The organism is Kineosporia rhizophila (assembly GCF_021277265.1).
GTDB lineage: Bacteria > Actinomycetota > Actinomycetes > Actinomycetales > Kineosporiaceae > Kineosporia > Kineosporia rhizophila.
In genome coordinates, this window is sequence record NZ_JAJSOH010000033.1 from 23,359 (window position 1) to 48,285 (window position 24,927).

Here is a 24,927-nt window from a genome sequence, read left to right on the forward strand (position 1 = left end):
TCGGCGGTTCTAGCTCCTGGACCGTCTTTCAGCCGAACGGGAGGCCCAACGATGGGTGCGGATGTTGTCGTCGCCAGACTGCGTAACTGGGGGCCCGGGCGGGACCAGCAGCTCGACGCGTTGCACGACCTGGTAGCCGGGAAGCTCGCGGGCTCGAAGTACCTGGCCGACTTCGAGGCCGAGGTGCGGACCCCGCGGGGACCGTCCGGCTGGACCCGCGACCGGGTGCAGCACCTCGTGGCCACCGCGATCGCCCGTGACCCGGTCTTCGCCGAGAAGCTGCGCAACCTGCTGTAGCTGCCTCTTTTCCGGCTGTACCGATTCCCTCGTTCGGCGGAACTTGCCGCCTGTGCCCTTGACCCGAGCCGCCTCCGAGCCGCTCGATAGGGAAACAGGTAACGCCTTAACGAGGAGGCACAGTGCTGGGTGCGGACGTTGTCATCGGTGTGCTCGGGTCGCCCGACACGAAACCCGGTCCCACGGCTCAGGAGCTGCACGACCTGGTCGCCGGGAAGCTCTCCGGCGCCAAGGGGACCCGTCGTTACATGGCGGAGTTCGACGCCGAGGCGCACACGCCGGAGGGCCCCTCCGGGTGGGCCCGCGACCGGGTGCAGCACGCCGTGGCCACCGCGATGGCCCGAGACGAGGCGTTCGCCACCAAGGTGCGCTCACTGCTGGAGTCGCTCGGGCTCAAGGGGTAGCTCGTAGGCGGGCCCGGCCTCTGCGCCGGGCCCACCTGGACATCACCTGGTCGCGGTACTCCTCCAGCGGGAGGAAGGCCAGCATCATGATCAGGTGCGGCCAGAACGCGATGGTGATCACCGAGTAGGTGGCCGCGTGGAAGACGAACCAGGCCGCCACCATCCGGCGCCGCCACTTCTCCCCGACGAAGAAGATCACCGGGGACAGCATCTCGGCGCTGAACAGCACCCACTGGAAGGCGTGCAGGCTCCACGGGATGTGCAGCAGCCAGTCGCCCAGGAAGGTGCCGCGCCGGATCACCGCCCGGGTGATCGTGGCCGAGTTCACCCAGTCCCAGCCGCCGAAGCGGACCTTCGCCCAGGCCGACAGGAAGTAGGTGGCGATGGCCGCGAGCTGCATCGCCCGGAACGCGAAGCCGGCGCTCTCGCTGCGCCGGTGGTCGGTGGCGGCGGCCAGCCCGATCAGCGGCAGCACGGCCAGGGCGACCACGAAGTCGCCGCGGTCGTGGTCGACCTTGCCGTAGGCGAAGGCCACGTACTGGTACCAGATCCAGCCCACCGCCACGAGCAGCCCGGTGAGCCGGGGGAACCGGCCGGTCAGGGCGAGGGCGGCGGCGGCCACCGTGCCCCACTTCAGGATCATCACCTGGGCCACGTCCGCGGCCGGGATGTTCAGCCACTCGCCCATGATCAGCGGCTGGTACCAGACCGGGTCGGCCCAGCCGTGCCGGAAGCCGGAGGTGTGCAGGAGCAGCACGTCGACGATGACGAACGCGTAGACGAAGCGGCGGAACAGGGCCACCCGGGCCAGCGGGACCGGGGTGAACAGCCACGCGCTCAGCCGGTTCACTGCGCGTCCCCGGTGATGATGCGGGGCGCGTCGTCCTCGGCCGTGCGGGCCGATTCGGGCCAGACCGCCAGGGTGGTGTCGCGGGTCTCACCGGTGCGCCGGCCGTTCTCCAGCAGCACGTCGCTGCGCACGATCCGGATCGCCGTCCAGCGCGGGGCGTCCGGCTGCAGTTCGGCGTGGCTCTCGAGCAGGGTGCCCAGGACCGAGGGGTCCTGCTGGATCAGCGGCATCCGGCCCTCCACCTCGGCCCGGTTCAGGCCCACGGTGTCGGGGTGCAGGGAGGCCGGCTGCCACGGGCCGGAGCCGTTCTCCTGGATCTCGATGCGGGTGGAGCCGACCGGACCGGAGGGGGCGGTGGAGGTGGAGTACATCTTCCACGGGGCGAAGGGCCACCAGGCGTCGGTGCCGACGAAGGTGCCGCCCAGGAAGAGCGCGCTGACCACGGCCAGGGTGGTCGCCAGCAGGGCCTTGGCCGGCCGGCCGAGCCGGATCACCTCGGGCTCGGGACCAGGCGTGGGTTGCGTCGTTCTCGGCCCGTTCACCGGGTAAGAGTAGCCAGCGGGCCGAAGCCCTAGACTCCGGCAGGTGAGCAACGGGTACGAGGTCTCGGACACGATGGGCGGCGAGCCGGACGGGTTCGAGCGGCTCTGGACGCCGCACCGCATGGTCTACATCAGCGGTGAGGAGAAGCCGAAGACGTCGGCGCCGGGGGAGGACTGCCCGTTCTGCCGCGCCCCGCAGGTCTCCGACGAGGAGAGTCTGGTCGTGGCCCGCGGCGAGCACGCCTTCGCCGTGCTCAACCTGTTCCCGTACAACCCCGGTCACGTCCTGGTCTGCCCCTACCGGCACGTGGCCGACTACACCGACCTCACCGAGGCGGAGACCGTCGAGGTCGCCACCATGACCCAGCGCGCGATGACGGTGATCCGCGCGGTCTCCGCCCCGCACGGATTCAACCTGGGCATGAACCAGGGGGCCGTGGCCGGCGCCGGGATCGCCGCCCACCTGCACCAGCACGTGGTGCCGCGCTGGGGCGGCGACGCCAACTTCCTGCCGGTGATCGCCCGCACCAAGGCCCTGCCCGAACTGCTGGCCGACACCCGCCGGAAGCTGGCCGACGCCTGGTTCGCCTGAACCGTTACCGTTCGAGACTCCTGAGCGACATCTGGGCCTCTCCGGCGTCGGTAGAGTGATCTCACCATGCTCAACCGATTCGCGAAGGCTCTCTTCACCCGCATCTTCACGCCCGTCGCCCGGCTGCTGCTGAGCTGGGGCGTCAGCCCCGACGTGGTCACCCTGGTCGGCACCGTCGGCGTGTGCTTCGGCGCCCTGGCCTTCTTCCCCCGTGGCGAGCTGTTCTGGGGCGTGATGGTCGTGACGGCCTTCGTGTTCTCGGACCTGATCGACGGCACGATGGCCCGGATGTCCGGCCGCTCCTCGGTCTGGGGCGCCTACCTCGACTCCACGCTCGACCGCTTCGGCGACGCGGCGGTGTTCGGCGGTCTGGTGCTCTGCTACGCCGGCCCGAAGGACAACGACGTCATGATGGTTCTGTCGCTGGCCTGTCTGGTGCTCGGCTTCCTGGTGTCCTACGCCCGGGCCCGCGCCGAGGGGCTGGGCATGCAGGCCAACGTGGGCGTCGCCGAACGTTCCGAGCGGCTGGTGTTCACCCTGGTCGCCGCCGGGTTCGTCGGCATCGGGGTCACTCACTACCTGCTCATGGGCGTGCTGATCCTGCTGGTGGTGGGCAGCACGATCACCATCTTCCAGCGGATCATGATGGTGCGGCGCCAGGCCCTGGCCCGCGAGGTCGCCGGCACCGAAGCGGTCTGACCATGTGGGAACGGCTGATCGCCGGTGCCTACCTGTACGCCTGGCGGGTGGTGCGGCTGCTGCCCGAACGCCTGGCCTACACGCTGTTCCAGCTGATCGCCGACTTCGTCTGGTGGCGGAACGGCGCCGCCGTGCAGCGGCTCGCCACCAATCTCGCCCGGGCCGTGCCCGACGCCGGGCCGGCCGAGCTGCGCCGGCTCACCCGGCGGGGGATGCGCTCGTACATGCGTTACTGGTGCGACGCCTTCCTGCTGCCCGGCTGGGACGGCGACCGGCTGGCCCGGACCTGCCGGGTCGACGACCCGGAACGGCTGGCCCGGGTGTTCGAGGGCGACCGCGGGGTGGTCGCCGCCCTGGCCCACCAGGGCAACTGGGACCACGCCGGGGCCTGGGCCGGGGTGCACCTGCGCCAGGTCACCACGGTTGCCGAACGGCTCAAGCCCGAGGCGGTCTACCAGGAGTTCCTCAACTACCGCCGGAGCATCGGCATCGAGATCTTCCCGCTCGGCGAGCCCGGCCTGGCCGCGCAGCTGGTGCGCAAGGTGCACGCCGGGGCGTTCGTGCCGCTGCTGGCCGACCGTGACCTGAGCGGCAACGGGGTGCCGGTCACCTTCCTGGGCGAGGCCTCGCGGATGGCGCCCGGCCCGGCCGCGATCGCGCTGGCCGCCAAGGCCCCGCTGATGCCGGTGAACACCTACTACGAGCAACTGCCGGGCGGCGGACACGGCCTGGTGCTGCAGCTGCACGAGCCGGTGCCGGTCCCGGCCACCGGGACCAAGGCCGAGAAGATCGCCGCCATGACCCAGAGCTGCGCCGATGCCCTGTCGGAAGGGCTGCGGCAGCACCCGGAGGACTGGCACATGATGCAGGTGGTGTTCGACGCCGACCTGGATCCCGACCGCGACCCGAACCGGCGTGCGCCGTGAGGATCGGCATGGTCTCGCCGTACTCCTTCCACGTGCCCGGCGGCGTCCAGTTCCACATCCGCGACGTGGCCGAGCACCTTCTCGGCCAGGGGCACCACGTCAGCGTGCTGGCCCCCTCCGACGACGAGACCCCGCTCCCGTCGTACATCGCCTCCGCCGGGCGCGCGGTCCCGTTGCCCTACAACGGGTCGGTGGCCCGGATCAGCTTCGGCCCGGTGGCCTCGGCGCGGGTGAAGCGCTGGCTGGCGGAGAACGACTTCGACGTGCTGCACGTGCACGAGCCGTCCAGCCCGTCCCTGTCGATGCTGGCGATGTGGGCCGCCACCGGGCCGATCGTGGCCACCTTCCACACCTCCAACCCGCGCTCGCGGGCGATGCAGGCGGCCTATCCGCTGCTGCGCCCGGGGTTCGAGAAGCTGTCGGCCCGGATCGCGGTCTCCGAAGATGCGCGGCGCACGGTCGTCGACCACGTCGGTGGCGACGCGGTGGTGATCCCGAACGGGGTGTTCGTCGACCGGTTCGCAACCGCCCAACCCCGCCCCGAGTGGCAGGGGAGCGAAAAGCGTCCCACGTTGGCTTTTCTCGGACGCCTGGACGAACCCCGTAAGGGGCTGCAGATCCTCACTGCTGCCCTGCCGACCGTCCTTAGTTCTTATCCAGGAGCGCGTTTGCTCGTTCTGGGGCGCGGGGAGGCGGAAGAGGCGCTGCAGGTGCTCGCCGATCAGCCGGCGGCCCGGGAATCGATCGAGTTCCTCGGCGCTCTCGACGACGAGGCCAAGGCGTCGTTGCTGCGCTCGGTCGATGCGTACGTCGCCCCGCACATCGGGGGCGAGAGTTTCGGCATCGTGCTCGTAGAGGCAATGAGCGCGGGGGCGCCGGTGATCGCCAGTGATCTGGGGGCGTTCCGGCGGGTGCTCGAAGAGGGTGACCTAGGTCTGCTCATCCGTACGGGAGATCCGGCCGCGCTGGCCGCCGGGATCATTTCGCTTTTGGACGATCGGGCGGGCGCCCGGGAACGCGCGGCTCGCGCTTCGGTCGCGGTGCGTAGGTATGACTGGCCCCGGGTGGCTGCCCAGATCTTCGACGTGTACGAGACGGTGACGATCGGCGCCGACCGGGTGGGGGAGGACCCGCGGACGGGACTGCTCGCCCGCTGGCGCCCCAAGGTCAGCTGATGTCCAACGCTGTTGGTTGGCTCGACGGAGCCTGGGGCGTCGTCCTCCTGAGTGTCCTGGTCCTGCTCGTGGTCGGCTGGTACCTGTCCTACCTGGCCGCGCGGCTGGACCGGCTGCACCACCGGGTCGAGACGTCGCGGGCCGCCCTGGAGACGAGACTGGCCCGGCGGGCGGCGGTGGCACTGGAGGTGTCGCGGGCGCTTGGACCGCCTGAGGGCGAACGGTTGCGGCTGGCGGCTTCCCGGATGGTCCGCGCGCCGGATGCTCCGGTGTCCGAGGCGGGGGAGAACCTGCTGGCCCGCGCACTGCATCAGGCGTTCCCAGACGCCGATCGGGTGAATCGGCTGCGGGCCGACCCGGCCACCGGCGAACTCCTGGACGAGCTGGTCCTGGCCGGGGAACGGGTGCGGATGGCCCGCCGGTTCCACAACGACGCGGTCTCGCACGCCCAGCGGATGCGGCGCAAACGCGTGGTGCGCTGGGCGAAGCTGGCCGGGACGGCGCAGATGCCGCAGATGGTGGAGATCGACGACTCCTCGCCCGACGGCCTGGCCTGAGGTCTTCCGGGGCAGTCCAGTGCGGTGCGATTGGCCCGAGAGGAAAGCCGGAGGGCGGCCTAACCTGTCGCCCGGCCCGGTTCGTTTCCCGTCTGTGAGGTTCCCGTGTCCGACAGCCCCGCTCCCTCCGTCACCGGCACCAGCCTGGTCAAGACCGGCATGGCCGAGATGCTCAAGGGCGGGGTGATCATGGACGTGGTCACCCCCGACCAGGCCCGGATCGCCGAGGACGCCGGCGCCGTGGCCGTGATGGCGCTGGAGCGGGTGCCCGCCGACATCCGGGCCCAGGGCGGCGTGGTCCGGATGAGCGACCCGGAGATGATCGAGGGCATCCAGGCCGCGGTGTCGATCCCGGTGATGGCCAAGGCCCGGATCGGGCACTTCGTCGAGGCCCAGGTGCTGCAGTCGCTCGGCGTCGACTACGTGGACGAGTCCGAGGTGCTGACCCCGGCCGACTACGCCAACCACATCGACAAGTGGAAGTTCACGGTGCCCTTCGTCTGCGGCGCCACCAACCTGGGCGAGGCGCTGCGCCGGATCGCCGAGGGCGCGGCGATGATCCGCTCCAAGGGTGAGGCCGGCACCGGTGACGTCTCCAACGCCACCACCCACATGCGCACCATCGGCGCCGAGATGCGCCGGCTGCGCGGCCTGAGCGAGGACGAGCTGTACGTCGCGGCCAAGGAACTGCAGGCCCCGCTGGACCTGGTGCGCCAGATCGCGGCCACCGGCAAGCTCCCGGTGGTGCTGTTCACCGCCGGCGGCATCGCCACGCCTTCCGACGCCGCGATGATGATGCAGCTGGGCGCCGACGGGGTGTTCGTCGGGTCGGGCATCTTCAAGTCCGGCAACCCGGTGGCCCGGGCCGAGGCGATCGTCAAGGCCACCACCTTCCACGACGACCCGGACGTGATCGCCAAGGTCTCGCGGGGCCTGGGCGAGGCCATGGTCGGGATCACCGTGGACGAGATCCCGCAGCCCCACCGGCTCGCCGAGCGCGGCTGGTGAGCCTTCCGGTCGTAGGGGTGCTCGCGGTCCAGGGCGACTTCCGCGAGCACCTGGCGGTTCTCGAGGGGCAGGGGCTGCACACCCGGGCGGTGCGCCGGCCGGCCGAGCTGGAGGGCCTGTCCGGTCTGGTGCTGCCCGGCGGCGAGTCGACCACCATCGACAAGCTCACCCGGATCTTCGGGCTGCGCGAGCCGTTGCTGCAGCTGCTGGGGTCCGGGGTGCCCGTCTACGGCTCCTGCGCCGGGATGATCATGCTGGCCGACCGGGTGGTCGACACCGCCCCGGGCCAGCAGACTCTCGGGGGCCTCGACGTCACCGTCCGGCGGAACGCCTTCGGGCGTCAGGTCGACTCCTTCGAGGTGGATCTGGACTTCACCGGGATCGAGGGCGGCCCGGTGCATGCGGTGTTCATCCGGGCGCCGTGGGTGGAGAAGGTCGGCGCCGGCGTGGAGGTGCTCGCCCGGACTCCGGAGGGTCACGCGGTCGCGGTCCGGCAGGGCAACCTGCTCGCCACCTCGTTCCACCCGGAGATCACCGGTGACCACCGGGTCCACTCCCTGTTCGCCGCGATGGTGCGCACCCACGTCCACAGTTCGGGGGTTTCCGGCCCAGTCTGATCCAGGCCGGGTGATCCGACCTGTGTGATCCGAATCGTCGGCTCGGAACAGGAACCGCCGGTTCGCGGTTGGTTAGCGTGGGTAACGAACCGTTTCCGCGTCGAACCGAGAGCCTGATGACCGAACTGAGCCCCCGCCGCCGCCGGCTGGTTCTGCTGATCTGCTGCATGAGCCTGCTGATCGTCGGCCTGGAGGCCACCGTCCTGAACGTGGCGCTGCCCGCGTTGCAGGAGGACCTGGACGCCTCCGTGTCGGGCCTGCAGTGGGCTATCGACTCCTACACGCTGGTCCTGGCCAGCCTGCTGATGCTCTCCGGCTCGGCCGGGGACCGGCTGGGCCGGCGCCGGACCTTCCAGACCGGCCTGGCGATCTTCGTGGTGGCCTCGCTGCTGTGTGCCCTGGCACCCAGCCTGGGCTGGCTGATCGCCTTCCGGATGCTGCAGGGGGTGGGCGCCTCGATGCTCAACCCGGTGGCGCTGTCGATCGTCACCAACGCCTTCCCCGAACCCGGCGAACGGGCCCGGGCGATCGGGGTGTGGAGTGCGGTGGTGGGGGTGAGCATCGGTCTCGGGCCGGTGCTGGGCGGCCTGCTGGTCGAGACCGTGGGCTGGCGCTGGATCTTCCTGATCAACATCCCGATCGGGCTGGCCGCGATCGCGCTGACGGCGGTGTTCGTGCCGGAGTCGCGGGCCGCCCGGGCCCGCCGGTTCGACCCGGTCGGGCAGGTGCTGGTGGTGCTGGCCCTGGCCGCTCTGATCTACGCGGTGATCGAGGTGCCGCACCTGGGCTGGGACTCACCCCTGGTGCTGGGGCTGCTGCTGGTGGCCGCCGCTTCGGCAGCGGCTCTGGTGAGGTACGAGAAGCGCCACGCCGAGCCGCTTCTGGACGTGCGGTTCTTCCGCAGCGGCACGTTCTCGGGGGCCACGCTGATCGCCCTCACCGCCTTCGCCGCGTTCGGCGGCTGTCTCTTCGTCAACACCCTGTACCTGCAGGGCGACCTGGGCCTGTCCCCGTTCCGGGCCGGTCTGTACCTGCTGCCGATGGCGGTGGTGATCATGGCCCTGGCGCCGGTCTCCGGCCGGATGGTGGCCCGCTACGGCACCCGGCCCTCGCTGGTGCTGGGCGGGCTCGGGATGACCGCGGGCACGCTGACCCTGACCTTCGTCGAGCCCTCCCGGCCGACGGCCCTGCTGTTCGTGGCCTACGTGCTGTTCGGGGTCGGCTTCGGCATGATCAACGCGCCGATCACCAGCACGGCCGTGTCCGGGATGCCGCCCGCGCAGGCCGGACTGGCCGCCGCGGTGGCCTCGACCAGCCGGCAGGTCGGCACCACCGTGGGGGTGGCGGTGGTCGGCTCGGTCTACACGGCGGCGTCGCGCGGGGCCGGGGGCAGTCTGGACGCGGCCCACGCCGGCTGGTGGGTGGTGGCCGGGTCCGCGCTCCTCGCCCTGGTTTTCGGGGTGGTCTCGTCCGGGCCGCGGGCCCGGGCCAGCGCCGAGCGGGCGGCCCGGGCGACGTCCACGTCCGAGGTCACCCCCGCGCATGGGTAGCATGACTCGCTGAGCTTTGGTTTCTGATTGATTTGCGTAACGGGAGGCGACCCGATGTCGGGCCATTCCAAGTGGGCCACCACCAAGCACAAGAAGGCCGTCATCGATGCCAAGCGCGGCAAGATGTTCGCCAAGCTGATCAAGAACATCGAGGTCGCGGCCCGCACGGGTGGTGGTGACCCGGCCGGCAACCCGACGCTGTACGACGCCATCCAGAAGGCCAAGAAGTCGTCGGTGCCGAACAACAACATCGACAGCGCGGTCAAGCGCGGCTCCGGCGCCGACACCGGTGGGGCCGAGTACGTCACGATCATGTACGAGGGCTACGGCCCCAACGGCGTGGCGATGCTGATCGAGTGCCTCTCGGACAACCGCAACCGGGCCGCCATGGAGGTCCGCACCGCGATGAGCCGGAACAACGGCACGATGGCCGACCCGGGCAGCGTGGCGTACCTGTTCAACCGCAAGGGTGTGGTGATCGTCCCGAAGACCGACGGGATGACCGAGGACACCGTGCTCGAGGCGGTGCTCGAGGCCGGGGCCGAGGAGGTCAACGACCAGGGCGAGGTCTTCGAGGTGGTCAGCGAGCCGACCGACCTGGTCGCGGTGCGCACCGCGCTGGTCGACGCCTCGATCGACTACGACTCGGCCGAGGCCCAGTTCGTGCCGTCGATGAACGTGCCGCTCGAGGAAGAGGGCGCGCGCAAGATCTTCAAGCTGATCGACGCGCTGGAGGACTGCGACGACGTGCAGAACGTCTACGCCAACTTCGACGTGTCCGACGAGGTCATGGAGCTCGTGAACGCCGAGTGACCTTCTCGGCGGGAGTTCGACGGGAACCGGGCCGGGTCGCTCCTGGCCCGGTTCCGTTTTGACTGTGATCGTGGCTGCATGCGTGTTCTAGGGGTGGACCCGGGGCTGACCCGGTGCGGGCTGGGCGTGGTCGACGGGCTGCCCGGGCGGCGGGCCGAGATGGTGGCGGTGGACGTGATCCGCACACCGGCCGGGACCGACCTGGGCTCGCGGCTGCTGGGCATCAGCGATGCGGTGGAGGGCTGGATGGACCAGGTCCGGCCCGACGTGGTGGCGGTGGAGCGGGTGTTCAGCCAGAACAACGTGTCCACGGTGATGGGTACGGCGCAGGCCGCCGGGGTCACCGTGCTGGCCGCGGCGCGCCGGGGCATCCCGGTGGTGATGCACACGCCGTCGGAGGTGAAGGCGGCGGTCACCGGGTCCGGGCGGGCCGACAAGGCCCAGGTCACGGCCATGGTGCAGCGGATCCTGCAGCTCAGTGAGGCGCCCCGGCCGGCCGACGCGGCCGACGCCCTGGCCCTGGCGATCTGTCATCTGTGGCGGGACGGGACGGCCGCGGTGATGCCGGTGTCGAAGGCGGGCGGCGGGGCGACCCGGGCCCAGCAGGCCTGGGTGGCGGCGATCGAGGCGTCGAAGAAGTCGGCCCGGGCTCGCTGAGGGCGCGCGTCCGGGCGCGTCCGGGCCCGGTGGCCGGTTCTGTCGGTGGCAGCGGCTAGATTTCCTTCTCGTACAGATGTTCGGAGGGTGAGGAGTTCGCGGTGATCGCGTCGGTGCGGGGGCGGGTGGCGGCCGTCCGGCTGGACTCGGTGGTTCTCGAGGTCGGCGGGGTCGGGCTGAAGGTGCTGGCCACCCCGGGCACGCTGGCCGAGCTGCGGCCCGGGCAGGAGGCCGAACTGGCCACCAGCCTGGTGGTCCGGGAAGACTCGCTGACCCTGTTCGGCTTCGCCGATCCGGACGAGCGCGACGTGTTCGAGATCGTGCAGACGGTCTCGGGGATCGGGACCCGGCTGGCCCTGGCCATGCTGGCGGTGCACACCCCCGAAGGGCTGCGGCTGGCCGTGGCCAACCAGGACCTGACGGCGCTGACCAAGGTGCCGGGCATCGGCCGTAAGGGCGCCCAGCGCATCGTGCTCGAGCTCACCGACAAGCTGGGGGCTCCCAGCGGTTCCGGGGCCACGGTGGCGGCGGCCGGTGCGCCCGCGGCCGATGCCGAGGGCTGGCGCGACCAGGTGCTCGACGCCCTCACCGGTCTGGGCTGGCCCGCCAAGGCCGCGTCCGACGCGGTCGACTCGGTGCTCGCCTCCTCGCCGGAGGTGAACGGGGCGGCGCCCGACATGGCCCAGGTGCTGCGGGCCGCGCTGCGCCAGCTGGGGCGGACGGGCTGATGAACGAGGACGCGCGGGCCGCCGCCGACGAGTCGCTCGAACTGCTGGCCTCCGGGGCCACCGTCGACGAGCGGGTCATCGAGGGTGCGCTGCGGCCGCAGATGCTCGGCGACTTCGTCGGCCAGCAGGTGGTGCGCGAGCAGCTCAGCCTGGTGCTCGACGCGGCCAAGGCGCGCGGCGCGGCGCCCGACCACCTGCTGCTGTCCGGGCCGCCCGGGCTGGGCAAGACCACCCTGGCCATGATCGTCGCGCACGAGCTGAACGCCCCGCTGCGGGTCACCTCCGGGCCGGCCATCCAGCACGCCGGCGACCTGGCCGCCGTGCTGTCCTCGCTGTCCGAGGGGGAGGTGCTCTTCCTCGACGAGATCCACCGGATGGCCCGCCCGGCGGAGGAGATGCTCTACGTCGCCATGGAGGACTTCCGGGTCGACGTGATCGTCGGCAAGGGGCCCGGCGCCACCGCGATCCCGCTCGAGCTGCCACCTTTCACCCTGGTCGGTGCCACCACCCGGGCCGGCATGCTGCCCGGCCCGCTGCGCGACCGGTTCGGTTTCACCGGCCATCTCGACTTCTACACCCCGGCCGAGCTGGAGCGGGTGCTGCGGCGGTCGGCCGAACTGCTCGGGGTGCGGCTCACCGCCGAGGGCGCGGCCGAGATCGCCGGGCGCTCGCGCGGCACGCCCCGGATCGCCAACCGGCTGCTGCGCCGGGTGCGCGACTGGGCGCAGGTCCGCGGTGACGGGGTGCTCGACCTCGATGCCGCCCGGGCCGCGCTCGAGGTCTACGCGGTCGACGCGCGAGGTCTGGACCGGCTCGACCGGTCGGTGCTGGAGGCGCTGTGCCGTCGTTTCGGCGGGGGCCCGGTGGGGCTGTCCACCCTGGCCGTCGCGGTCGGCGAGGAACCCGAGACGGTAGAGACGGTGGCCGAGCCGTTCCTGGTGCGCGAAGGCCTGCTGGGGCGCACCCCGCGCGGGCGCGTGGCCACCGCGGCCACCTGGGAGCACCTGGGCCTGACTCCGCCCGCGGGATTCTCCTGGGTGGGGGCGGGCACCGGCGGCAGCACGCTCACCAGTCGCTCGGGCATGGTGCAGGAATCGTTACCCGATCCCGACGTCTGACGAACTGCCCAGGTCAAGGGTCGGCTGAACAGAGCACCCAGTCTGCTGTGGGAGCATGCGTGCTCACGAGTGGCGGCCGGTCGGGCATGATGGGTCGGTTGTGACACTCACGAGAACAGCTCCGACCATGTGGAGGACGACATGGAACTGATCATCCTGGCCGTCCCGCTGGTCCTGCTCTGGCTCATGGTCAGCCGCGGCCGCAAGCAGCAGCGCGAGCTGATGGCGCTGCAGGACTCGGTCACCCCCGGCACCCGGGTGATGACCACCTCCGGTCTGTACGCCGAGGTCGTCGAGATCGACGGTGAGGCCGTCGTTCTCGAGATCGCCCCCGGTGTGCACACCCGGTGGACCCGGCGCGCCATCGCCCAGGTCGTGACCGTGACCGCCGACGACCCGGCGGCCGGCACCGAGAACAGCCAGAACATCCAGAACGTCCAGAGCACCGAAGACGCTCCGGTGGTCGACGTCCGCTCCGAGGCGGGACACGCGGCGCCCCCGAGCGACGCCGACGACACCCCCGGAACCAGCGGCCGCTAGCCGGACAGACCGCGACGGCATCCGCCGTCCTTGGGACAACGAGAAGAGACCCGCAACCGTGGCACGATCCAGCAACGCCTCCCGACCAGGTCGGGCACTGCTGTTCATGGTCGCCATCCTGGCCGTCGTGTACGCCGTGGTCGGCGTCCGCACGGTGACCTCGGACGGCGGCTGGACGCCCCAGCTCGCCCTCGACCTCGAGGGGGGCACCGAGATCATCCTCGAGCCCCGGCCGCTCAACGGCGAGAACGTCACGCCGACCGGTGAGCAGCTGGAAGAGGCCGTGAACGTGATCCGCCAGCGGGTCAACGGCTCGGGCGTCTCCGAGGCCGAGATCACCACGCAGAGCGGCAAGAACATCGTCGTCTCGCTGCCCGGCAACCCCGACCAGGCCACCCGTGACCTGGTCAAGCAGTCGGCCCAGATGAACTTCCGGCCGGTCCTGGTCGCGGCCGCGGTGGGCATGCCCACCACCACGCCGACCGAGTCCGCCACCGGTGACGAGTCGGGCGACGAGACCGGGGCCACCCCGTCCGCCTCGGCCTCCGCTTCTGCCTCGGCCACCTCCAAGGCCACGGAGAAGGCGGACGACAAGGCTGACGACAAGGCGGACGAGAAGAGCGACGAGAACAACTCTCTGGTGCCGTCGGCGCTGAGGGCCGACTCCACGCCGACCACGGAGCCCACCTCCTCGCCGTCGGGCTCGGCCGACAAGGCCGACGCAGCCGACAAGGGCGACGCGGCCGAGGAGAGCAGCGAGCCCTCGGCGTCGAGCAGCAGCACCGAGGCTCCCGACGCGACGGCGGCCACCGATCCTTCCACCGGCACGGCCTCGGACCTCGCCCAGCTCACGCCCGAGCTGCAGGAGCAGTTCCAGGCCGAGACCTGCCAGGACCTGGCCAAGATCCAGGGCGCGGCCTCCGACCCGAAGAAGCCGCTGGTCACCTGTGAGCAGGACGGCACCTACAAATACGTCCTGGGCCCGGTGGAAGTTCCCGGCTCGGACATCTCCGACGCCACCGCCGGCATGCAGTCCAACCAGCAGGGCTTCGCCACCGGCGCCTGGGTGGTCAACCTGGAGTTCAACTCCGAGGGCAGCGACAAGTTCGCCGAGGTCACCGAGCGGCTGATCCAGCTCACCGGCGCGCAGAACCAGTTCGCCATCGTGCTCGACCAGCTGGTCGTCTCGGCCCCCACCGCGAACGCGGCGATCACCAACGGCCAGGCCGAGATCTCCGGCAACTTCACCCAGGACTCGGCGCAGCTGCTGGCCCAGCAGCTGAAGTTCGGCTCGCTGCCGGTCTCCTTCCAGGTGCAGACCGAGAACCAGATCTCCGCCCTGCTCGGTGGTGAGCAGCTGGAGCGCGGTCTGCTGGCCGGCCTGATCGGCCTGATCCTGGTGGTGATCTACTCGCTGCTGCAGTACCGGGCCCTGGGCCTGGTCACCATCTTCAGCCTCGGCATGGCCGCCGCCCTCACCTACGGCCTGGTGGTGCTGCTCGGCGAGACCGAGGGCTACCGGCTCAGCCTGGCCGGGGTCACCGGCCTGATCGTGGCCATCGGTATCACCGCCGACTCGTTCATCGTGTACTTCGAGCGGGTCCGCGACGAGGTCCGCGAGGGCCGGCCGCTGGGCTCGGCGGTCGAGGCCGGCTGGAAGCGCGCCCGGCGCACCATCCTGGCCTCCGACGCGGTCAACTTCGTCGCCGCGATCGTGCTCTACCTGGTCGCCGTCGGCGGTGTCCGCGGGTTCGCCTTCACCCTCGGCCTGACCACGCTGATCGACGTCGTCATCGTCTTCCTCTTCACCAAGCCCGCCGTGACCGTGCTGTCGCGGACGCGCTTCTTCTCCGAAGGGCACACGTTGTCCGGGTTCAGCGCCAAGCAGCTCGGCCGGCCCAACGCCTACGCCGGGCGGGGCCGGGTGCGCCCGACCCCCGCCACCGCCGGGCCGGCCGCCACCTCCGGCGCTACTGCGGGTGAGAGCATCGCGGCCCGCCGGGCCGCCGCGGCCCGCGCGGCCAACGGTGGCGAGCCCGGTGATCCGGGCGGTCCGTCCGGCCAGGACCACGTCACCACGTCCGGCTCGGGGAGGAACTCCTGATGTTCAGCTTCGCCGCCTTCGGTAACGACCTGCACTCCGGCAAGCGCTCCTTCGCCTTCGTCGGCAAGCGCCGGATCTGGTACGCGATCGCCGTCGCCATGACGCTGCTGTCGATCCTCTCGCTCGCCCTGATCCGGCTGAACCCCGGCATCGAGTTCCGCGGGGGCTCGGAGTTCCAGCTCTCTCAGGTCTCCGACACCAGCACCATCATCGGCTCCGACGCGGTCGGCGAGGTGGTCTCCGGGGCCGAGGCCCGGGTCACCGTGATCGGTGACGACGGCATCCGGGTGCAGACCGAGACGCTGGACCCCGAGGAGACCGGTGAGGTCCGGGCCGCCCTGGCCAAGGCCTACGGGGTGAACGAGAGCGACGTCACCTCGAACTTCGTCGGCGCCAGCTGGGGCCGCGACGTCACCACCAAGGCCGTTCAGGGTCTGCTGGTCTTCGTCCTGCTGGTCGGGCTGATCATTGCCGCGTACTTCCGGACCTGGAAGATGTCGGTGGCCGCGCTGATCGCGCTGTTCCACGACCTGATCATCACTGCCGGCCTGTACGCGCTCACCGGTTTCGAGGTCACCCCGGCGTCGGTGATCGGGTTCCTGACCATCCTGGGCTACTCGCTGTACGACACGGTCGTGGTGTTCGACAAGGTCCGGGAGAACACCGAGCGGATCACCTCCTCGACCCGGCGCACCTTCGAGGAGGCCGCCAACCTGGCGGTCAACCAGACCCTGGTGCGGTCGGTCAACACCTCGGTGGTGGCCCTCCTGCCGGTCGCCTCGATCCTCTTCATCGGTGCCTTCGTGCTCGGCGCGGGCACCCTGAAGGACATCTCGCTGGCCCTGTTCATCGGTATCGCTGCCGGTACCTACTCCTCGATCTTCATCGCCACCCCGCTGCTGGTGGACATGCGCCGCCGCGAGCCGGAGATCGTCGCGCACACCCGCAAGTTGCTCAAGCGGCGGGCCGAGGGCGGCGCCCCGGCCGCGGACCCGGCGCCCGAGTACGGCTCGGCCGACGAGGGCGAGGGCCTCTCCCCGGTGGGTGCCGGTGCCGCCACGGCGGTGCGCAACGCTCCGGCGGCACCTTCCCGCCGAGGTCCGGCGACCAGAAGGGCCGACTCCGGCCAGCGCGCCCAGCCCAAGCGGGGCAAGCGGCGGTGACCGCCGACCAGGCCGACCAGGCCGTGCTGCAGAAGCTCGAGGCGGGGCTCCGGGACATCCCGGACTACCCGTCCCCGGGCATCCTGTTCAAGGACATCACCCCGCTGCTGGCCGATCCGGCGCTGTTCGCGGCCGCGGTCGACGCGCTCGCCGCGGCGCACCGGCCGGGCAGCGGGGCCGAGGTCGATCTGGTGGCCGGGGTCGAGGCCCGGGGCTTCATCTTCGGCGCCGGGGTGGCCCTGGCCCTGGGGGTCGGTTTCGTGCCGATCCGTAAGAAGGGCAAGCTGCCCCACACCACGGTGTCGGCGGAGTACACGCTCGAGTACGGCACCGCCGTCATCGAGATGCACGACGACGCGGTACGGCCGGGGCAGCGGGTGCTGCTGCTCGACGACGTGCTGGCCACCGGGGGCACGGCCGAGGCCGCGGCCGGTCTGCTCGAGCGGGTGGGGGCCGAGGTCGTGTCGGTGGCGTTCCTGGTCGAGCTCGGATTCCTCAACGGCCGGGAGCGGCTCGCCGGGCGCGATGTGAAATCGTTGCTGAACTACTGAGAACGGGCGGTCGCCGCCCTTTGGGGCGGATGACCCCTTTTGTTCGACCTGCCGTGATGTATTCAACACGTAGGGCTCAAGTCGGGCGGTTAGTCAAGATCGGAAGTGACCGTTACCCGCAGAATCGGGAATGAATCGGCGTCCGGAGCCGCTCTGGTAACCGCTGGGCGGGCTCAAGGCGGGCGGTGAGCTTGCCGAGAGCCGAGGCACGGGAGCTTCGCGGGCCCTACACTCGTCCAGCAAGAGTCTCCGTGCGAGACGTACGACGTCGGGAGGATCGGGTGTCCGAAGAGGTCGCAGCGAGGGTCGCGCAGCAGGCGCTGCGGGACGGGCGGGAAGGCCGCCCTGCGCTGTCGACCGTGAAGGACCACGACGCCCAGGAGGCCGCCGGTCAGCCGGCCCGCCCCGTCCCCGCTCCCGCAGCACCCCCCGCGAGTTCCGGCGGTTCGGGCGAACCGGCCGGGCAGGAGCCGGCGGGCTACCAGATCCCGCCCGCGCCCGGCCGTCCCCGTCCGGCGGCGGCAACCGCGCCCCGCGCCGCGGTCGAGCCCCGCCCACGCACCAGCGAGCCGCTGGTCTCCCCGGTGCGGGTGTTCTCGCGCATCGCGCGACTGGGCGCAGCCTCGCGCACCCCCAGTTCGCCCCTGCTCGAGCCGTTGCTGCGCAGCGTCCGCAACGCGCACCCCAAGGCCGACCTCGCCATCATCGAGAAGGCGTTCCAGGTCGCCGAGAAGGCGCACTCGGGGCAGAAGCGCAAGAGCGGCGACCCGTACATCACCCACCCGGTGGCGGTCGCCCAGATCCTGGCCGAGCTGGGCATGACCCCGGCCACGCTGGCCGCGGCCCTGCTGCACGACACGGTGGAAGACACCAGCTACGGCCTGGAAGACCTGCGCGGCGACTTCGGCGACGAGATCGCCATGCTGGTCGACGGGGTCACCAAGCTCGACAAGGTCAAGTACGGCGACGCGGCCCAGGCCGAGACCGTGCGCAAGATGGTCGTGGCCATGTCGAAGGACATCCGCGTCCTGGTGATCAAGCTGGCCGACCGGCTGCACAACGCCCGCACCTGGCGCTACGTGCCCGCCCACAAGGCCGAGAAGAAGGCCCGCGAGACCCTCGAGATCTACGCGCCGCTGGCCCACCGGCTGGGCATGAACACGATCAAGTGGGAGCTCGAGGACCTGAGCTTCGCCACGCTCTGGCCCAAGGTGTTCGACGAGATCGTCCGCCTGGTGGCCGAGCGGGCCCCGGCCCGGGAGGACTACCTGGCCCAGGTGCGCGAGCAGGTCTCGGCCGACCTGCGGGCGGGCAAGATCAAGGCGGTCGTCTCCGGCCGGCCCAAGCACTACTACTCCGTGTACCAGAAGATGATCGTGCGCGGCCGCGACTTCGCCGACATCTACGACCTGGTGGGCATCCGGGTCCTGGTCGACTCGGTGCGCGACTGCTACGCCGTCCTGGGTGCGCTGCACGCGCGCTGGAACCCGGTCCCGGGCCGGTTCAAGGACTACATCGCGATGCCCAAGTTCAACATGTACCAGTCGCTGCACACCACGGTGATCGGTCCCGAGGGCAAGCCGGTCGAGATCCAGATCCGCACCCACCAGATGCACCGCCGGGCCGAGTACGGCGTGGCCGCCCACTGGAAGTACAAGGACGACGCGAACGGCGCCCCGGGCGCGGGCACCGGCAACGCCACCGACATGACCTGGCTGCGCCAGCTGCTCGACTGGCAGCGGGAGACCACCGACCCGGGCGAGTTCCTGGAGTCGCTGCAGTTCGAGATCCAGGCGCAGGAGGTGTACGTCTTCACGCCGAAGGGTGACGTGGTGGCGCTCCCGGCCGGGTCCACCCCGGTCGACTTCGCCTACGCCGTGCACACCGAGGTCGGGCACCGGTGCATGGGCGCCCGGGTCAACGGCCGCCTGGTGCCGCTGGAGAGCTCGCTCGACAACGGCGACGTGGTCGAGGTGTTCACCTCCAAGACCGACGCGGCCGGGCCCAGCCGGGACTGGCTGAACTTCGTCCACAGCCCCCGGGCCCGCAACAAGATCCGCCAGTGGTTCTCCAAGGAGCGCCGCGAGGAGGCGATCGAGTCCGGCAAGGACGCGATCACCAAGGCGATGCGCAAGCAGAACCTGCCGATGCGCCGCCTGCTCACCCACGAGTCCCTGATGGGCCTGGCCACCGAGCTGCGCTTCCAGGACGTGTCCGGTCTGTACGCGGCGGTCGGCGAGGGCCAGATCTCCGCCGCGCACGTGGTGCAGAAGCTGGTCGACTCGGCCGGTGGCGAGGCCGGCACCGAGGAGGACCTGGCCGAGACGGTCACCCCGATGCGGCCGCGCCGGCCGCGGATGGGCGACCCGGGTGTGGTGGTCAAGGGCGTCGAGGACGTCTGGGTCAAGCTCGCGCGGTGCTGCACCCCGGTGCCGGGCGACCCGATCATCGGCTTCGTCACCCGGGGCTCCGGTGTCTCGGTGCACCGGGAGGACTGCAACAACGTGAGCGGTCTGCGCGAGGAGCCCGACCGCATCGTGCAGGTCGAGTGGGCGCCCAACCAGGCCAGCGTGTTCCTGGTGCAGATCCAGGTCGAGGCGCTCGACCGTAACCGGCTGCTGTCCGACGTGACCAGCACCCTGTCCGACGAGCACGTGAACATCCTGTCGGCGAACGTGACCACCTCACGTGAGCGGATGGCGATCTCCCGGTTCACCTTCGAGATGGCCGACCCGGCCCACCTGGGGCACGTGATCGCCGCGGTCCGCCGGGTGGACGGCGTGTTCGACGCCTACCGCATCACCGGGCGCCGTAGCGACACCGATCTCGACTGAGACGACGCCGATCCGGAGGGAGCCCGCTCCGCCTCCCCAAGGCGGGCGGGCACCCGTCCATTGTTGGAGAGCTCTTCGCAGTCAGGCCATTTCGGCCCACTCCCGCACCACCGCCCGCGCGACTGCTGCCCCTCGGGCGTAGGGCATGGCCGTAAGCAGGTCGAGCACCTGGGGCGGGTGCACGTCGTGCATCTCCTGCAGAAGCCGTAGCCGGGGGAGCGCCTCGTCGCGGGGGAGATCACGCGCCAGGTCTGCTGCGGTGCGTACCGGGGTGGTGATCTGGAGACCCTCCAGGACGTACAAATGCTCGGCGGGGACATCGATCTGGCGTACGCGCACCTGAGCCAGCCGGGGGGAGCGTCGATTTCGGCCGATGATCAGATCAAGGCGCCGTTCGTGCTCGGCCGATGCGTTGCCTGAGGGCCAGGAACCGGTGAGAACCCAGCCCGCAGTACCGAACCCGATCGAGCGCCCCCGAGCCGGATCCGTCTCCCAGTGGCCCAGCTTCTCCCGCACCGCCAGCGCCCGGATGCTCGGCGTGATCGGCGTGGAGGGTGAAACCACCACCAGATCAAGCACTTCCCGGGCCAGACCGTCGCGCAGAAGTTCGGCGCGCTCACGGTATCCGGCGACCAGGAACGGCCCTTCGCCCTCCGACATGCTCACGGGAGCAATCTGCCCGGTCCGGGTGCCGGCCCGCAGCCCGCCGGACCACGCCTGTGGATGACCGGGGGTTCCTGCCGACCGCAGCCTGCAGAAAACGCAACGGGCGCCGAGGGCAGGTGAAAACCTGCCCTCGGCGCCCGAAGTCGGGGCCTACTCGGTGAACTCGTTCATCGCCTGCTGGGCCTGCTCCAGCCAGGCGCGGCGGGAGGCCAGCGACTGCTCGAGCTCCTTGATCTTGCGGGCGTTGCCCGAGGCCTGCGCCTTGGCCAGGTCGGCCTCGGCGTCGGCGATGGTGCGCTCGAGCTGGCTGACCATGTCGTTCGCCCGGGCCCGGGCCTCGGGGTTGCTGCGCCGCCACTTGTCCTGCTCGGCGTCGCGCACGGCCTGCTCCACCCGCCGCAGCCGGCCCTCGATGCGCTGCATGTCGTTGCGCGGCACCTTGCCGGCCTCGTCCCAGCGCACCTGCAGATCCCGCAGCGCGGCCTTGGCAGCGGCGATGTCGGTGACCGGCAGGAGCCGCTCGGCCTCCTCGACCAGCTGCTCCTTGATCTCCAGGTTGCCGCGGAACTCCTCGTCCAGCGCCGAGTTCGCGTTCTGCCGGGCGGTGAAGAACGCGTCCTGCGCGGCCCGGAAGCGGGCCCAGAGCGCGTCGTCCTCCTTCTTCGCGGCCCGCCCGGCGGACTTCCACCGGGTCATCAGGTCGCGGTAGGCAGCGGCGGTGTTGCCCCAGTCGGACGACGTGCTGAGCGCCTCGGCCTCGGCGATCAGCTGTTCCTTGGCCGCCTTGGCCTGGTGCCGCTCCTCGTCCAAGGCGCCGAAGTAGTGCCGGCGCTTACGGTCGAAGGTGGTGCGGGCGTGGCTGAACCGCTTCCAGAGCTCGTCCTCGGTGTGCTTGTCGAGGCGCGACTCCTTCTGCAGGCGACGCCACTCGTCGAAGAGCTCGCGCAGCCGGTCGCCGGAGCTCTTCCACGGGATCCGCTGCGGGTCGGCCCCGGCGAGCGCCTCGGCCTCCTCGACCAGGGTGGTGCGCTCGGCCACGATCGCCGCGCGCGCCTCCTGCTTGGCCCGCTGCGTCTCCTCGCGTAGGTGCTCCACCGCCGGGGCCAGCCCGGTGAGCCGGGTCAGCAGCCCGTCCAGGTCGCCCACCGCGTTGGCGTCGCGGATCGTCGGCTCGAGCCGCTTGATGGTGGTCTCGGAGTCCGCGGGGGAGACCTGCCCGGCCTTCACCCGCTGCTCCAGCAGACTCACCTGCGCGGCCAGGTCCTCGTACTTGCGCACGAAGTAGGCCAGCGCCTCGTCCTGGCTGACACCCGGGTACTGGCCGACCTTGCGCTCCCCGTCGGCCGTCCGCACCCAGACGGTGCCGTCCTCGTCCGCGCGGCCCCACTCTTGTCCGGTCACGATCTCACGCCTTCTGCTTCGCCACCCATGTCAAACCCGTCAACCCCGTGTGCCCTGCTCACTTCTGCTCACATCTACTCGGCCAACTCGGCCAACTCGGCCACCCCGGTCGTCTCGATCGACACCGCGGAGACCGGCTTCCCGTCACCGGAGCCGGTGTCCTCGCCGCCTTCCGCGATCTTCTTCACCACGTCCAGGCCCTCGGTGATCCTGCCCAGCACGGTGTAGCCGCCCGCGGCGTCGTCCGGGATGTCGGTGTCGCCGTAGACCAGGAAGAACTGGCTGCCCATGCTTTCACCGTCGCCGCCGGCCCGGGCCATCGCCACCGTGCCCTCGGTGTACACCTGGTCCTCGGGAGCGTTCTCGATCGGCCCGTAGCTGTACCCCGGGCTGCCGGTACCGGTGCCGGTGGGATCGCCGCACTGCAGCACCTTGAAGCGCTCGGCGGTGGTCAGCCGGTGGCAGGGGGAGCCGTCGTAGAAGCCGTCGCGGGCCAGCTGGATCATCGAGGAGACCGCCTGCGGGGCGGCCTTGCCGTCGAGTTCGACGGTGATGTCGCCACACGTGGTCTTCATCTCGAGGGTCCAGCTCTTGCCCGCGGCGAGGCTCTTGTCCGGGACCTTGTCGAACTGCTTCGGGCTCTCCGGGGCCTTGACCTCGACCGGAGGGCAGGTGGAAGCGGCGGCAGAGGCGGTCGCGGCGGGGGTGGTGCTGCCGGCCGAGGGCGTCGACTCGTCGTCGTCCGCCTCGTTCATCAGCAGGAACGCCATCACCATCACGAGCACGACGATCAGCGCACCACCACCGATGGCCAGTCGCTGCCGGATCTGCTGGGCGCGCACCTGCTTCGCAGAGAGCCGGCCCTGCCACTCCTCGTAACGACGCTTCTCGTACGCGCGCTCCCGATTCTTCGGGGTCACGTGCTTCCCTCCAGCCGTTGTCGCCCCGTCGGTACACCTGCCGCGGGTCACCCGTTAGGCAGTCTAGGGGGTACGGAGTGAGTGATCGGCGCAGTGAGCTGCCACGACGTGCCGAGCGGTGGACGGTAGGAGGCCGGGGGAGCCGTCAGGGGACTGAGTACGCTCGGGGAATGCTCTTGCTGGGGTTCCCGTCAGAGGTGTTCGGCACCAACTGCTACATCCTCGCCCCGGTGGCGGGCGAGGAGTGCGTGATCGTCGACCCGGGGGTGGCGGTGCTCGACCGGCTCTCGGCGGTTCTGCGGGAGTACCGGCTGAAGCCCGCATCGGTACTGGTCACCCACGGGCACATCGACCACGTCTTCTCGGTGACCCCGGTGTGCGGGGCGCACGGCGTGGCGATGAGCGTGCACGAGGACGATCGTTACCGGCTGACCGATCCGCTGGGCTCGCTGCCGGAGGCCTTCGGCGACATGCTCCGCCAGCAGTACGGCGCGACCAGCTGGAAGGAGCCGGACGACATCCGCACGATCAGGGACGGGGAACGCCTCACCCTGGCGGGGTTGGACCTGGGCGTGGTGCACGCGCCGGGACACACCGAGGGGTCGGTGATGTTCTCGCTGGACGGCATACCGGCGGGGATGGCGGCCGAGGCGGGACTGACCTCGACCATGCTGACGGGGGACGTGCTGTTCGCCGGCTCGATCGGGCGTACGGATCTGCCGGGGGGAAGTTCGGAGGCGATGAACCGGTCGCTGCGCGAGCAGGTGCTGCCGCTGGACGACGCGACGCTGGTGATGCCCGGGCACGGGGACCCGACCACGATCGGGCGCGAGCGCCGGGACAACCCGTTCCTGCGAGCGGTGATGTGAGGCTGTATCCCGGGTTTCGAGCCTGAGGACGGGTCACAGCAGTTTGAGTTGCTCGCGGACGGGGTTGTTGGTCGCCTTCGGAGAGGTGGGCCCGATCGTCGCAGACTGGTCGCCGTCTGTTCGGCCGGAGCCGCCGCCGGGCATGCTGCCGGCCGGAAAGCGGCTCTCCGGATCGCCCGGGATGCCTTCCATTCCAGCGCCTCGGTCGCCCCGGGTTCCCGCCCCGGCCTGATGAATCCCGTGCCGACGTAGCAGCGGCTGCACCCGTTCGGCCAGCCATCGGCGGTAGTCGGGGGTGGCGTAGGCGCCCTTGCCGTAGAGCTCGCGGTAACGCCGGACCAGCTTGGGGTGCTCGCGCTGCAGCCAGGCGAAGAACCACTCACGGGCGCCGGGCCGCAGGTGCAGGGGGACCACGGTGACCCCGGTCGCCCCCGCGGCGGCCAGCCGGCCGATCGCCTCGTCGAGGTGCTCTTCCGTATCGGTGAGCCAGGGCAGCACCGGCGCCAGGAAGACCCCGCACGGCAGACCCCGCTCGCGGGCGGCCCGGACCACCTCGAGCCGGGCCTTCGGGCTCGGTGTGCCCGGTTCCAGACTGCGGTGCAGCGAATCGTCCCAGATCGCGATCGACATGCCCAGGCCGACCTGCACGTCGGCGGCGACCTCCTGCAGCAGCGGCAGGTCGCGGCGCAGCAGCCCGCCCTTGCTGAGAATCGAGAATGGTGTGCCCGAGCCGGCCAGGGCGCGGATCACCCCGGGCATGAGCCGGTAGCGCCCCTCGGCCCGCTGGTACGGATCGGTGTTGGTGCCCATCGCCACGTGCTGGCGCTGCCACGACGGGCGGGCCAGTTCGCGCTGCAGCACCTCGACCAGGTTGACCTTGACCACGATCTCGGTGTCGAAGCCGGAGCCGGTGTCGAGCTCCAGGTAGGAGTGGGTGCCCCGGGCGAAGCAGTACACACAGGCGTGGGAGCAGCCGCGGTAGGCGTTGACCGTGTAGCGGAACGGCATCGGTGAACCGCCCGGCACCTGGTTCAGCGCACTGCGGGCGGCCACTTCGTGGAACGTCATCCCGGCGAACTCGGGCGTGGTGACCGAGCGCAGCAGACCGCTGATCGCCCGGACGGCCGGCGCGTCGAGACCGGGCAGAGCCGGAGCCACCACCGGGCCGGTCCCTCCGAGCGGCCCGGTGGTGGCTCGATGGGCCTGGCCCACCCGTTGTGCATCCCAACGCATGCCGGTATTCGAACACGTGTTCGAAGCTGCGGGCAAGTACGGAAAGCGGCCCTGCGTGTCACCGGTGGGAACCCGGGTGAAGCCGTCGCCGTGGATCCGTAGAATCGCCGTCG

Annotated in this window: 26 protein-coding genes; 20 read left to right on the forward strand and 6 right to left on the reverse strand. The window is 70.9% G+C overall.

The features are described 5' to 3' along the window. Nucleotides 1-51 precede the first annotated feature (51 nt). Together LWF15_RS30920 and LWF15_RS30925 are read left to right on the forward strand one after the other, a co-directional pair. On the forward strand, nt 52-297 hold the full coding sequence (locus LWF15_RS30920) for a hypothetical protein (RefSeq protein WP_232814515.1): 246 nt from the start codon (nt 52-54) through the stop codon (nt 295-297). A 122-nt stretch (nt 298-419) separates the two neighbouring features. Next, on the forward strand, nt 420-701 hold the full coding sequence (locus LWF15_RS30925) for a hypothetical protein (protein ID WP_232814516.1): 282 nt from the start codon (nt 420-422) through the stop codon (nt 699-701). Here LWF15_RS30925 and LWF15_RS30930 read toward each other — a convergent pair. Both LWF15_RS30930 and LWF15_RS30935 read right to left on the reverse strand, forming a co-directional pair. Beyond that, nucleotides 691-1,551, reverse strand: a complete 861-nt coding sequence (locus LWF15_RS30930) for a hypothetical protein (protein WP_232814517.1) — start codon at nt 1,549-1,551, stop codon at nt 691-693. The two genes, LWF15_RS30925 and LWF15_RS30930, sit on opposite strands and share 11 nt — an antisense overlap. Then, the gene (locus LWF15_RS30935; protein ID WP_232814518.1) at nt 1,548-2,093 is read right to left on the reverse strand and encodes a hypothetical protein; all 546 of its coding nucleotides are present in this window, start codon (nt 2,091-2,093) and stop codon (nt 1,548-1,550) included. Before LWF15_RS30935 ends, LWF15_RS30930 begins: the two co-directional genes overlap by 4 nt. Nucleotides 2,094-2,166: 73 nt before the next feature. Between LWF15_RS30935 and LWF15_RS30940 the strand changes: the two genes are divergently transcribed. From LWF15_RS30940 to LWF15_RS31020, 17 genes are all read left to right on the forward strand, one after another. Beyond that, nucleotides 2,167-2,685 carry an HIT family protein gene (locus LWF15_RS30940; protein WP_269811145.1) on the forward strand — a complete coding sequence of 173 codons (519 nt, stop codon included), beginning with the start codon at nt 2,167-2,169 and terminating at the stop codon, nt 2,683-2,685. Between the two features lie 66 nt (nt 2,686-2,751). After that, nucleotides 2,752-3,384, forward strand: coding sequence for a phosphatidylinositol phosphate synthase (gene pgsA / locus LWF15_RS30945; RefSeq protein ID WP_232814520.1), 633 nt, complete (start codon nt 2,752-2,754; stop codon nt 3,382-3,384). Nucleotides 3,385-3,386: 2 nt separating this feature from the next. After that, nucleotides 3,387-4,310, forward strand: coding sequence for a phosphatidylinositol mannoside acyltransferase (locus LWF15_RS30950; protein ID WP_232814521.1), 924 nt, complete (start codon nt 3,387-3,389; stop codon nt 4,308-4,310). Continuing rightward, nucleotides 4,307-5,485, forward strand: a complete 1,179-nt coding sequence (locus LWF15_RS30955; RefSeq protein WP_408624370.1) for a glycosyltransferase family 4 protein — start codon at nt 4,307-4,309, stop codon at nt 5,483-5,485. Before LWF15_RS30950 ends, LWF15_RS30955 begins: the two co-directional genes overlap by 4 nt. After that, the gene (locus tag LWF15_RS30960) at nt 5,485-6,042 is read left to right on the forward strand and encodes a hypothetical protein (RefSeq protein WP_232814523.1); all 558 of its coding nucleotides are present in this window, start codon (nt 5,485-5,487) and stop codon (nt 6,040-6,042) included. The genes LWF15_RS30955 and LWF15_RS30960 overlap by 1 nt, the downstream gene beginning before the upstream one ends. 105 nt (nt 6,043-6,147) lie before the next feature. Continuing rightward, a complete protein-coding gene (pdxS, locus tag LWF15_RS30965) occupies nt 6,148-7,050 on the forward strand; it encodes a pyridoxal 5'-phosphate synthase lyase subunit PdxS (RefSeq protein ID WP_285622362.1) in 903 nt (300 codons plus the stop codon). Next, nucleotides 7,044-7,667 carry a pyridoxal 5'-phosphate synthase glutaminase subunit PdxT gene (gene pdxT, locus LWF15_RS30970; RefSeq protein ID WP_269811147.1) on the forward strand — a complete coding sequence of 208 codons (624 nt, stop codon included), beginning with the start codon at nt 7,044-7,046 and terminating at the stop codon, nt 7,665-7,667. Before pdxS ends, pdxT begins: the two co-directional genes overlap by 7 nt. A gap of 116 nt (nt 7,668-7,783) precedes the next feature. After that, nucleotides 7,784-9,217, forward strand: a complete 1,434-nt coding sequence (locus tag LWF15_RS30975) for an MFS transporter (RefSeq protein ID WP_232814525.1) — start codon at nt 7,784-7,786, stop codon at nt 9,215-9,217. 54 nt (nt 9,218-9,271) lie between these two features. After that, nucleotides 9,272-10,030, forward strand: a complete 759-nt coding sequence (locus LWF15_RS30980) for a YebC/PmpR family DNA-binding transcriptional regulator (RefSeq protein ID WP_232814526.1) — start codon at nt 9,272-9,274, stop codon at nt 10,028-10,030. Nucleotides 10,031-10,108: 78 nt separating this feature from the next. Continuing rightward, nucleotides 10,109-10,687, forward strand: a complete 579-nt coding sequence (gene ruvC, locus LWF15_RS30985) for a crossover junction endodeoxyribonuclease RuvC (RefSeq protein ID WP_232814527.1) — start codon at nt 10,109-10,111, stop codon at nt 10,685-10,687. Between the two features lie 101 nt (nt 10,688-10,788). Continuing rightward, nucleotides 10,789-11,415: a Holliday junction branch migration protein RuvA gene (gene ruvA / locus LWF15_RS30990; protein ID WP_232814528.1), complete on the forward strand. Its 627-nt coding sequence runs from the start codon at nt 10,789-10,791 to the stop codon at nt 11,413-11,415. Further along, nucleotides 11,415-12,533 carry a Holliday junction branch migration DNA helicase RuvB gene (gene ruvB, locus LWF15_RS30995; protein WP_232814529.1) on the forward strand — a complete coding sequence of 373 codons (1,119 nt, stop codon included), beginning with the start codon at nt 11,415-11,417 and terminating at the stop codon, nt 12,531-12,533. Before ruvA ends, ruvB begins: the two co-directional genes overlap by 1 nt. A 141-nt stretch (nt 12,534-12,674) precedes the next feature. Further along, entirely contained in the window at nt 12,675-13,073 is a 399-nt protein-coding gene (yajC, locus tag LWF15_RS31000) for a preprotein translocase subunit YajC (RefSeq protein ID WP_232814530.1), read from the forward strand. Nucleotides 13,074-13,131: 58 nt separating this feature from the next. Beyond that, the gene (gene secD / locus LWF15_RS31005) at nt 13,132-15,177 is read left to right on the forward strand and encodes a protein translocase subunit SecD (RefSeq protein ID WP_232814531.1); all 2,046 of its coding nucleotides are present in this window, start codon (nt 13,132-13,134) and stop codon (nt 15,175-15,177) included. After that, complete coding sequence (secF, locus tag LWF15_RS31010; protein WP_232814532.1) at nt 15,177-16,340, forward strand: protein translocase subunit SecF; 1,164 nt, start codon at nt 15,177-15,179, stop codon at nt 16,338-16,340. Before secD ends, secF begins: the two co-directional genes overlap by 1 nt. Before the next feature lie 23 nt (nt 16,341-16,363). After that, entirely contained in the window at nt 16,364-16,891 is a 528-nt protein-coding gene (locus LWF15_RS31015; protein ID WP_408624385.1) for an adenine phosphoribosyltransferase, read from the forward strand. Nucleotides 16,892-17,463: 572 nt separating this feature from the next. After that, on the forward strand, nt 17,464-19,725 hold the full coding sequence (locus LWF15_RS31020) for a RelA/SpoT family protein (RefSeq protein ID WP_408624387.1): 2,262 nt from the start codon (nt 17,464-17,466) through the stop codon (nt 19,723-19,725). Between the two features lie 81 nt (nt 19,726-19,806). Here the strand turns inward: LWF15_RS31020 and LWF15_RS31025 are convergent, their stop codons facing one another. The 3 genes from LWF15_RS31025 to LWF15_RS37945 form a co-directional block, all read right to left on the reverse strand. After that, nucleotides 19,807-20,391 (reverse strand): hypothetical protein, encoded by a 585-nt coding sequence (locus LWF15_RS31025; RefSeq protein WP_232814533.1) that lies wholly within the window; start codon nt 20,389-20,391, stop codon nt 19,807-19,809. A gap of 150 nt (nt 20,392-20,541) precedes the next feature. Next, nucleotides 20,542-21,792, reverse strand: coding sequence for a DUF349 domain-containing protein (locus tag LWF15_RS31030; RefSeq protein WP_232814534.1), 1,251 nt, complete (start codon nt 21,790-21,792; stop codon nt 20,542-20,544). Between the two features lie 74 nt (nt 21,793-21,866). Beyond that, nucleotides 21,867-22,712: a peptidylprolyl isomerase gene (locus tag LWF15_RS37945; protein ID WP_232814535.1), complete on the reverse strand. Its 846-nt coding sequence runs from the start codon at nt 22,710-22,712 to the stop codon at nt 21,867-21,869. Nucleotides 22,713-22,882: 170 nt separating this feature from the next. Between LWF15_RS37945 and LWF15_RS31040 the strand changes: the two genes are divergently transcribed. Next, a complete protein-coding gene (locus tag LWF15_RS31040; RefSeq protein WP_232814536.1) occupies nt 22,883-23,581 on the forward strand; it encodes an MBL fold metallo-hydrolase in 699 nt (232 codons plus the stop codon). 33 nt (nt 23,582-23,614) lie between these two features. On the opposite strand, the gene LWF15_RS31045 is transcribed toward LWF15_RS31040, so the two are convergent. Next, entirely contained in the window at nt 23,615-24,814 is a 1,200-nt protein-coding gene (locus LWF15_RS31045) for an Rv2578c family radical SAM protein (protein ID WP_232814537.1), read from the reverse strand. Nucleotides 24,815-24,927: the final 113 nt, after the last annotated feature.

Bases quoted from the DNA above. Each gene is read 5' to 3' on its own strand.
- ruvB (WP_232814529.1), top strand. From the start codon at position 11,415: ATGAACGAGGACGCGCGGGCCGCCGCCGACGAGTCGCTCGAACTGCTG.
- LWF15_RS30920 (WP_232814515.1), top strand. From the start codon at position 52: ATGGGTGCGGATGTTGTCGTCGCCAGACTGCGTAACTGGGGGCCCGGG.
- yajC (WP_232814530.1), top strand. From the start codon at position 12,675: ATGGAACTGATCATCCTGGCCGTCCCGCTGGTCCTGCTCTGGCTCATG.
- ruvC (WP_232814527.1), top strand. From the start codon at position 10,109: ATGCGTGTTCTAGGGGTGGACCCGGGGCTGACCCGGTGCGGGCTGGGC.
- LWF15_RS30975 (WP_232814525.1), top strand. From the start codon at position 7,784: ATGACCGAACTGAGCCCCCGCCGCCGCCGGCTGGTTCTGCTGATCTGC.
- LWF15_RS31040 (WP_232814536.1), top strand. From the start codon at position 22,883: ATGCTCTTGCTGGGGTTCCCGTCAGAGGTGTTCGGCACCAACTGCTAC.
- LWF15_RS30950 (WP_232814521.1), top strand. From the start codon at position 3,387: ATGTGGGAACGGCTGATCGCCGGTGCCTACCTGTACGCCTGGCGGGTG.
- secF (WP_232814532.1), top strand. From the start codon at position 15,177: ATGTTCAGCTTCGCCGCCTTCGGTAACGACCTGCACTCCGGCAAGCGC.
- LWF15_RS31045 (WP_232814537.1), bottom strand. From the start codon at position 24,814: ATGCGTTGGGATGCACAACGGGTGGGCCAGGCCCATCGAGCCACCACC.
- pgsA (WP_232814520.1), top strand. From the start codon at position 2,752: ATGCTCAACCGATTCGCGAAGGCTCTCTTCACCCGCATCTTCACGCCC.
- LWF15_RS30960 (WP_232814523.1), top strand. From the start codon at position 5,485: ATGTCCAACGCTGTTGGTTGGCTCGACGGAGCCTGGGGCGTCGTCCTC.
- LWF15_RS30980 (WP_232814526.1), top strand. From the start codon at position 9,272: ATGTCGGGCCATTCCAAGTGGGCCACCACCAAGCACAAGAAGGCCGTC.
- LWF15_RS30940 (WP_269811145.1), top strand. From the start codon at position 2,167: ATGGGCGGCGAGCCGGACGGGTTCGAGCGGCTCTGGACGCCGCACCGC.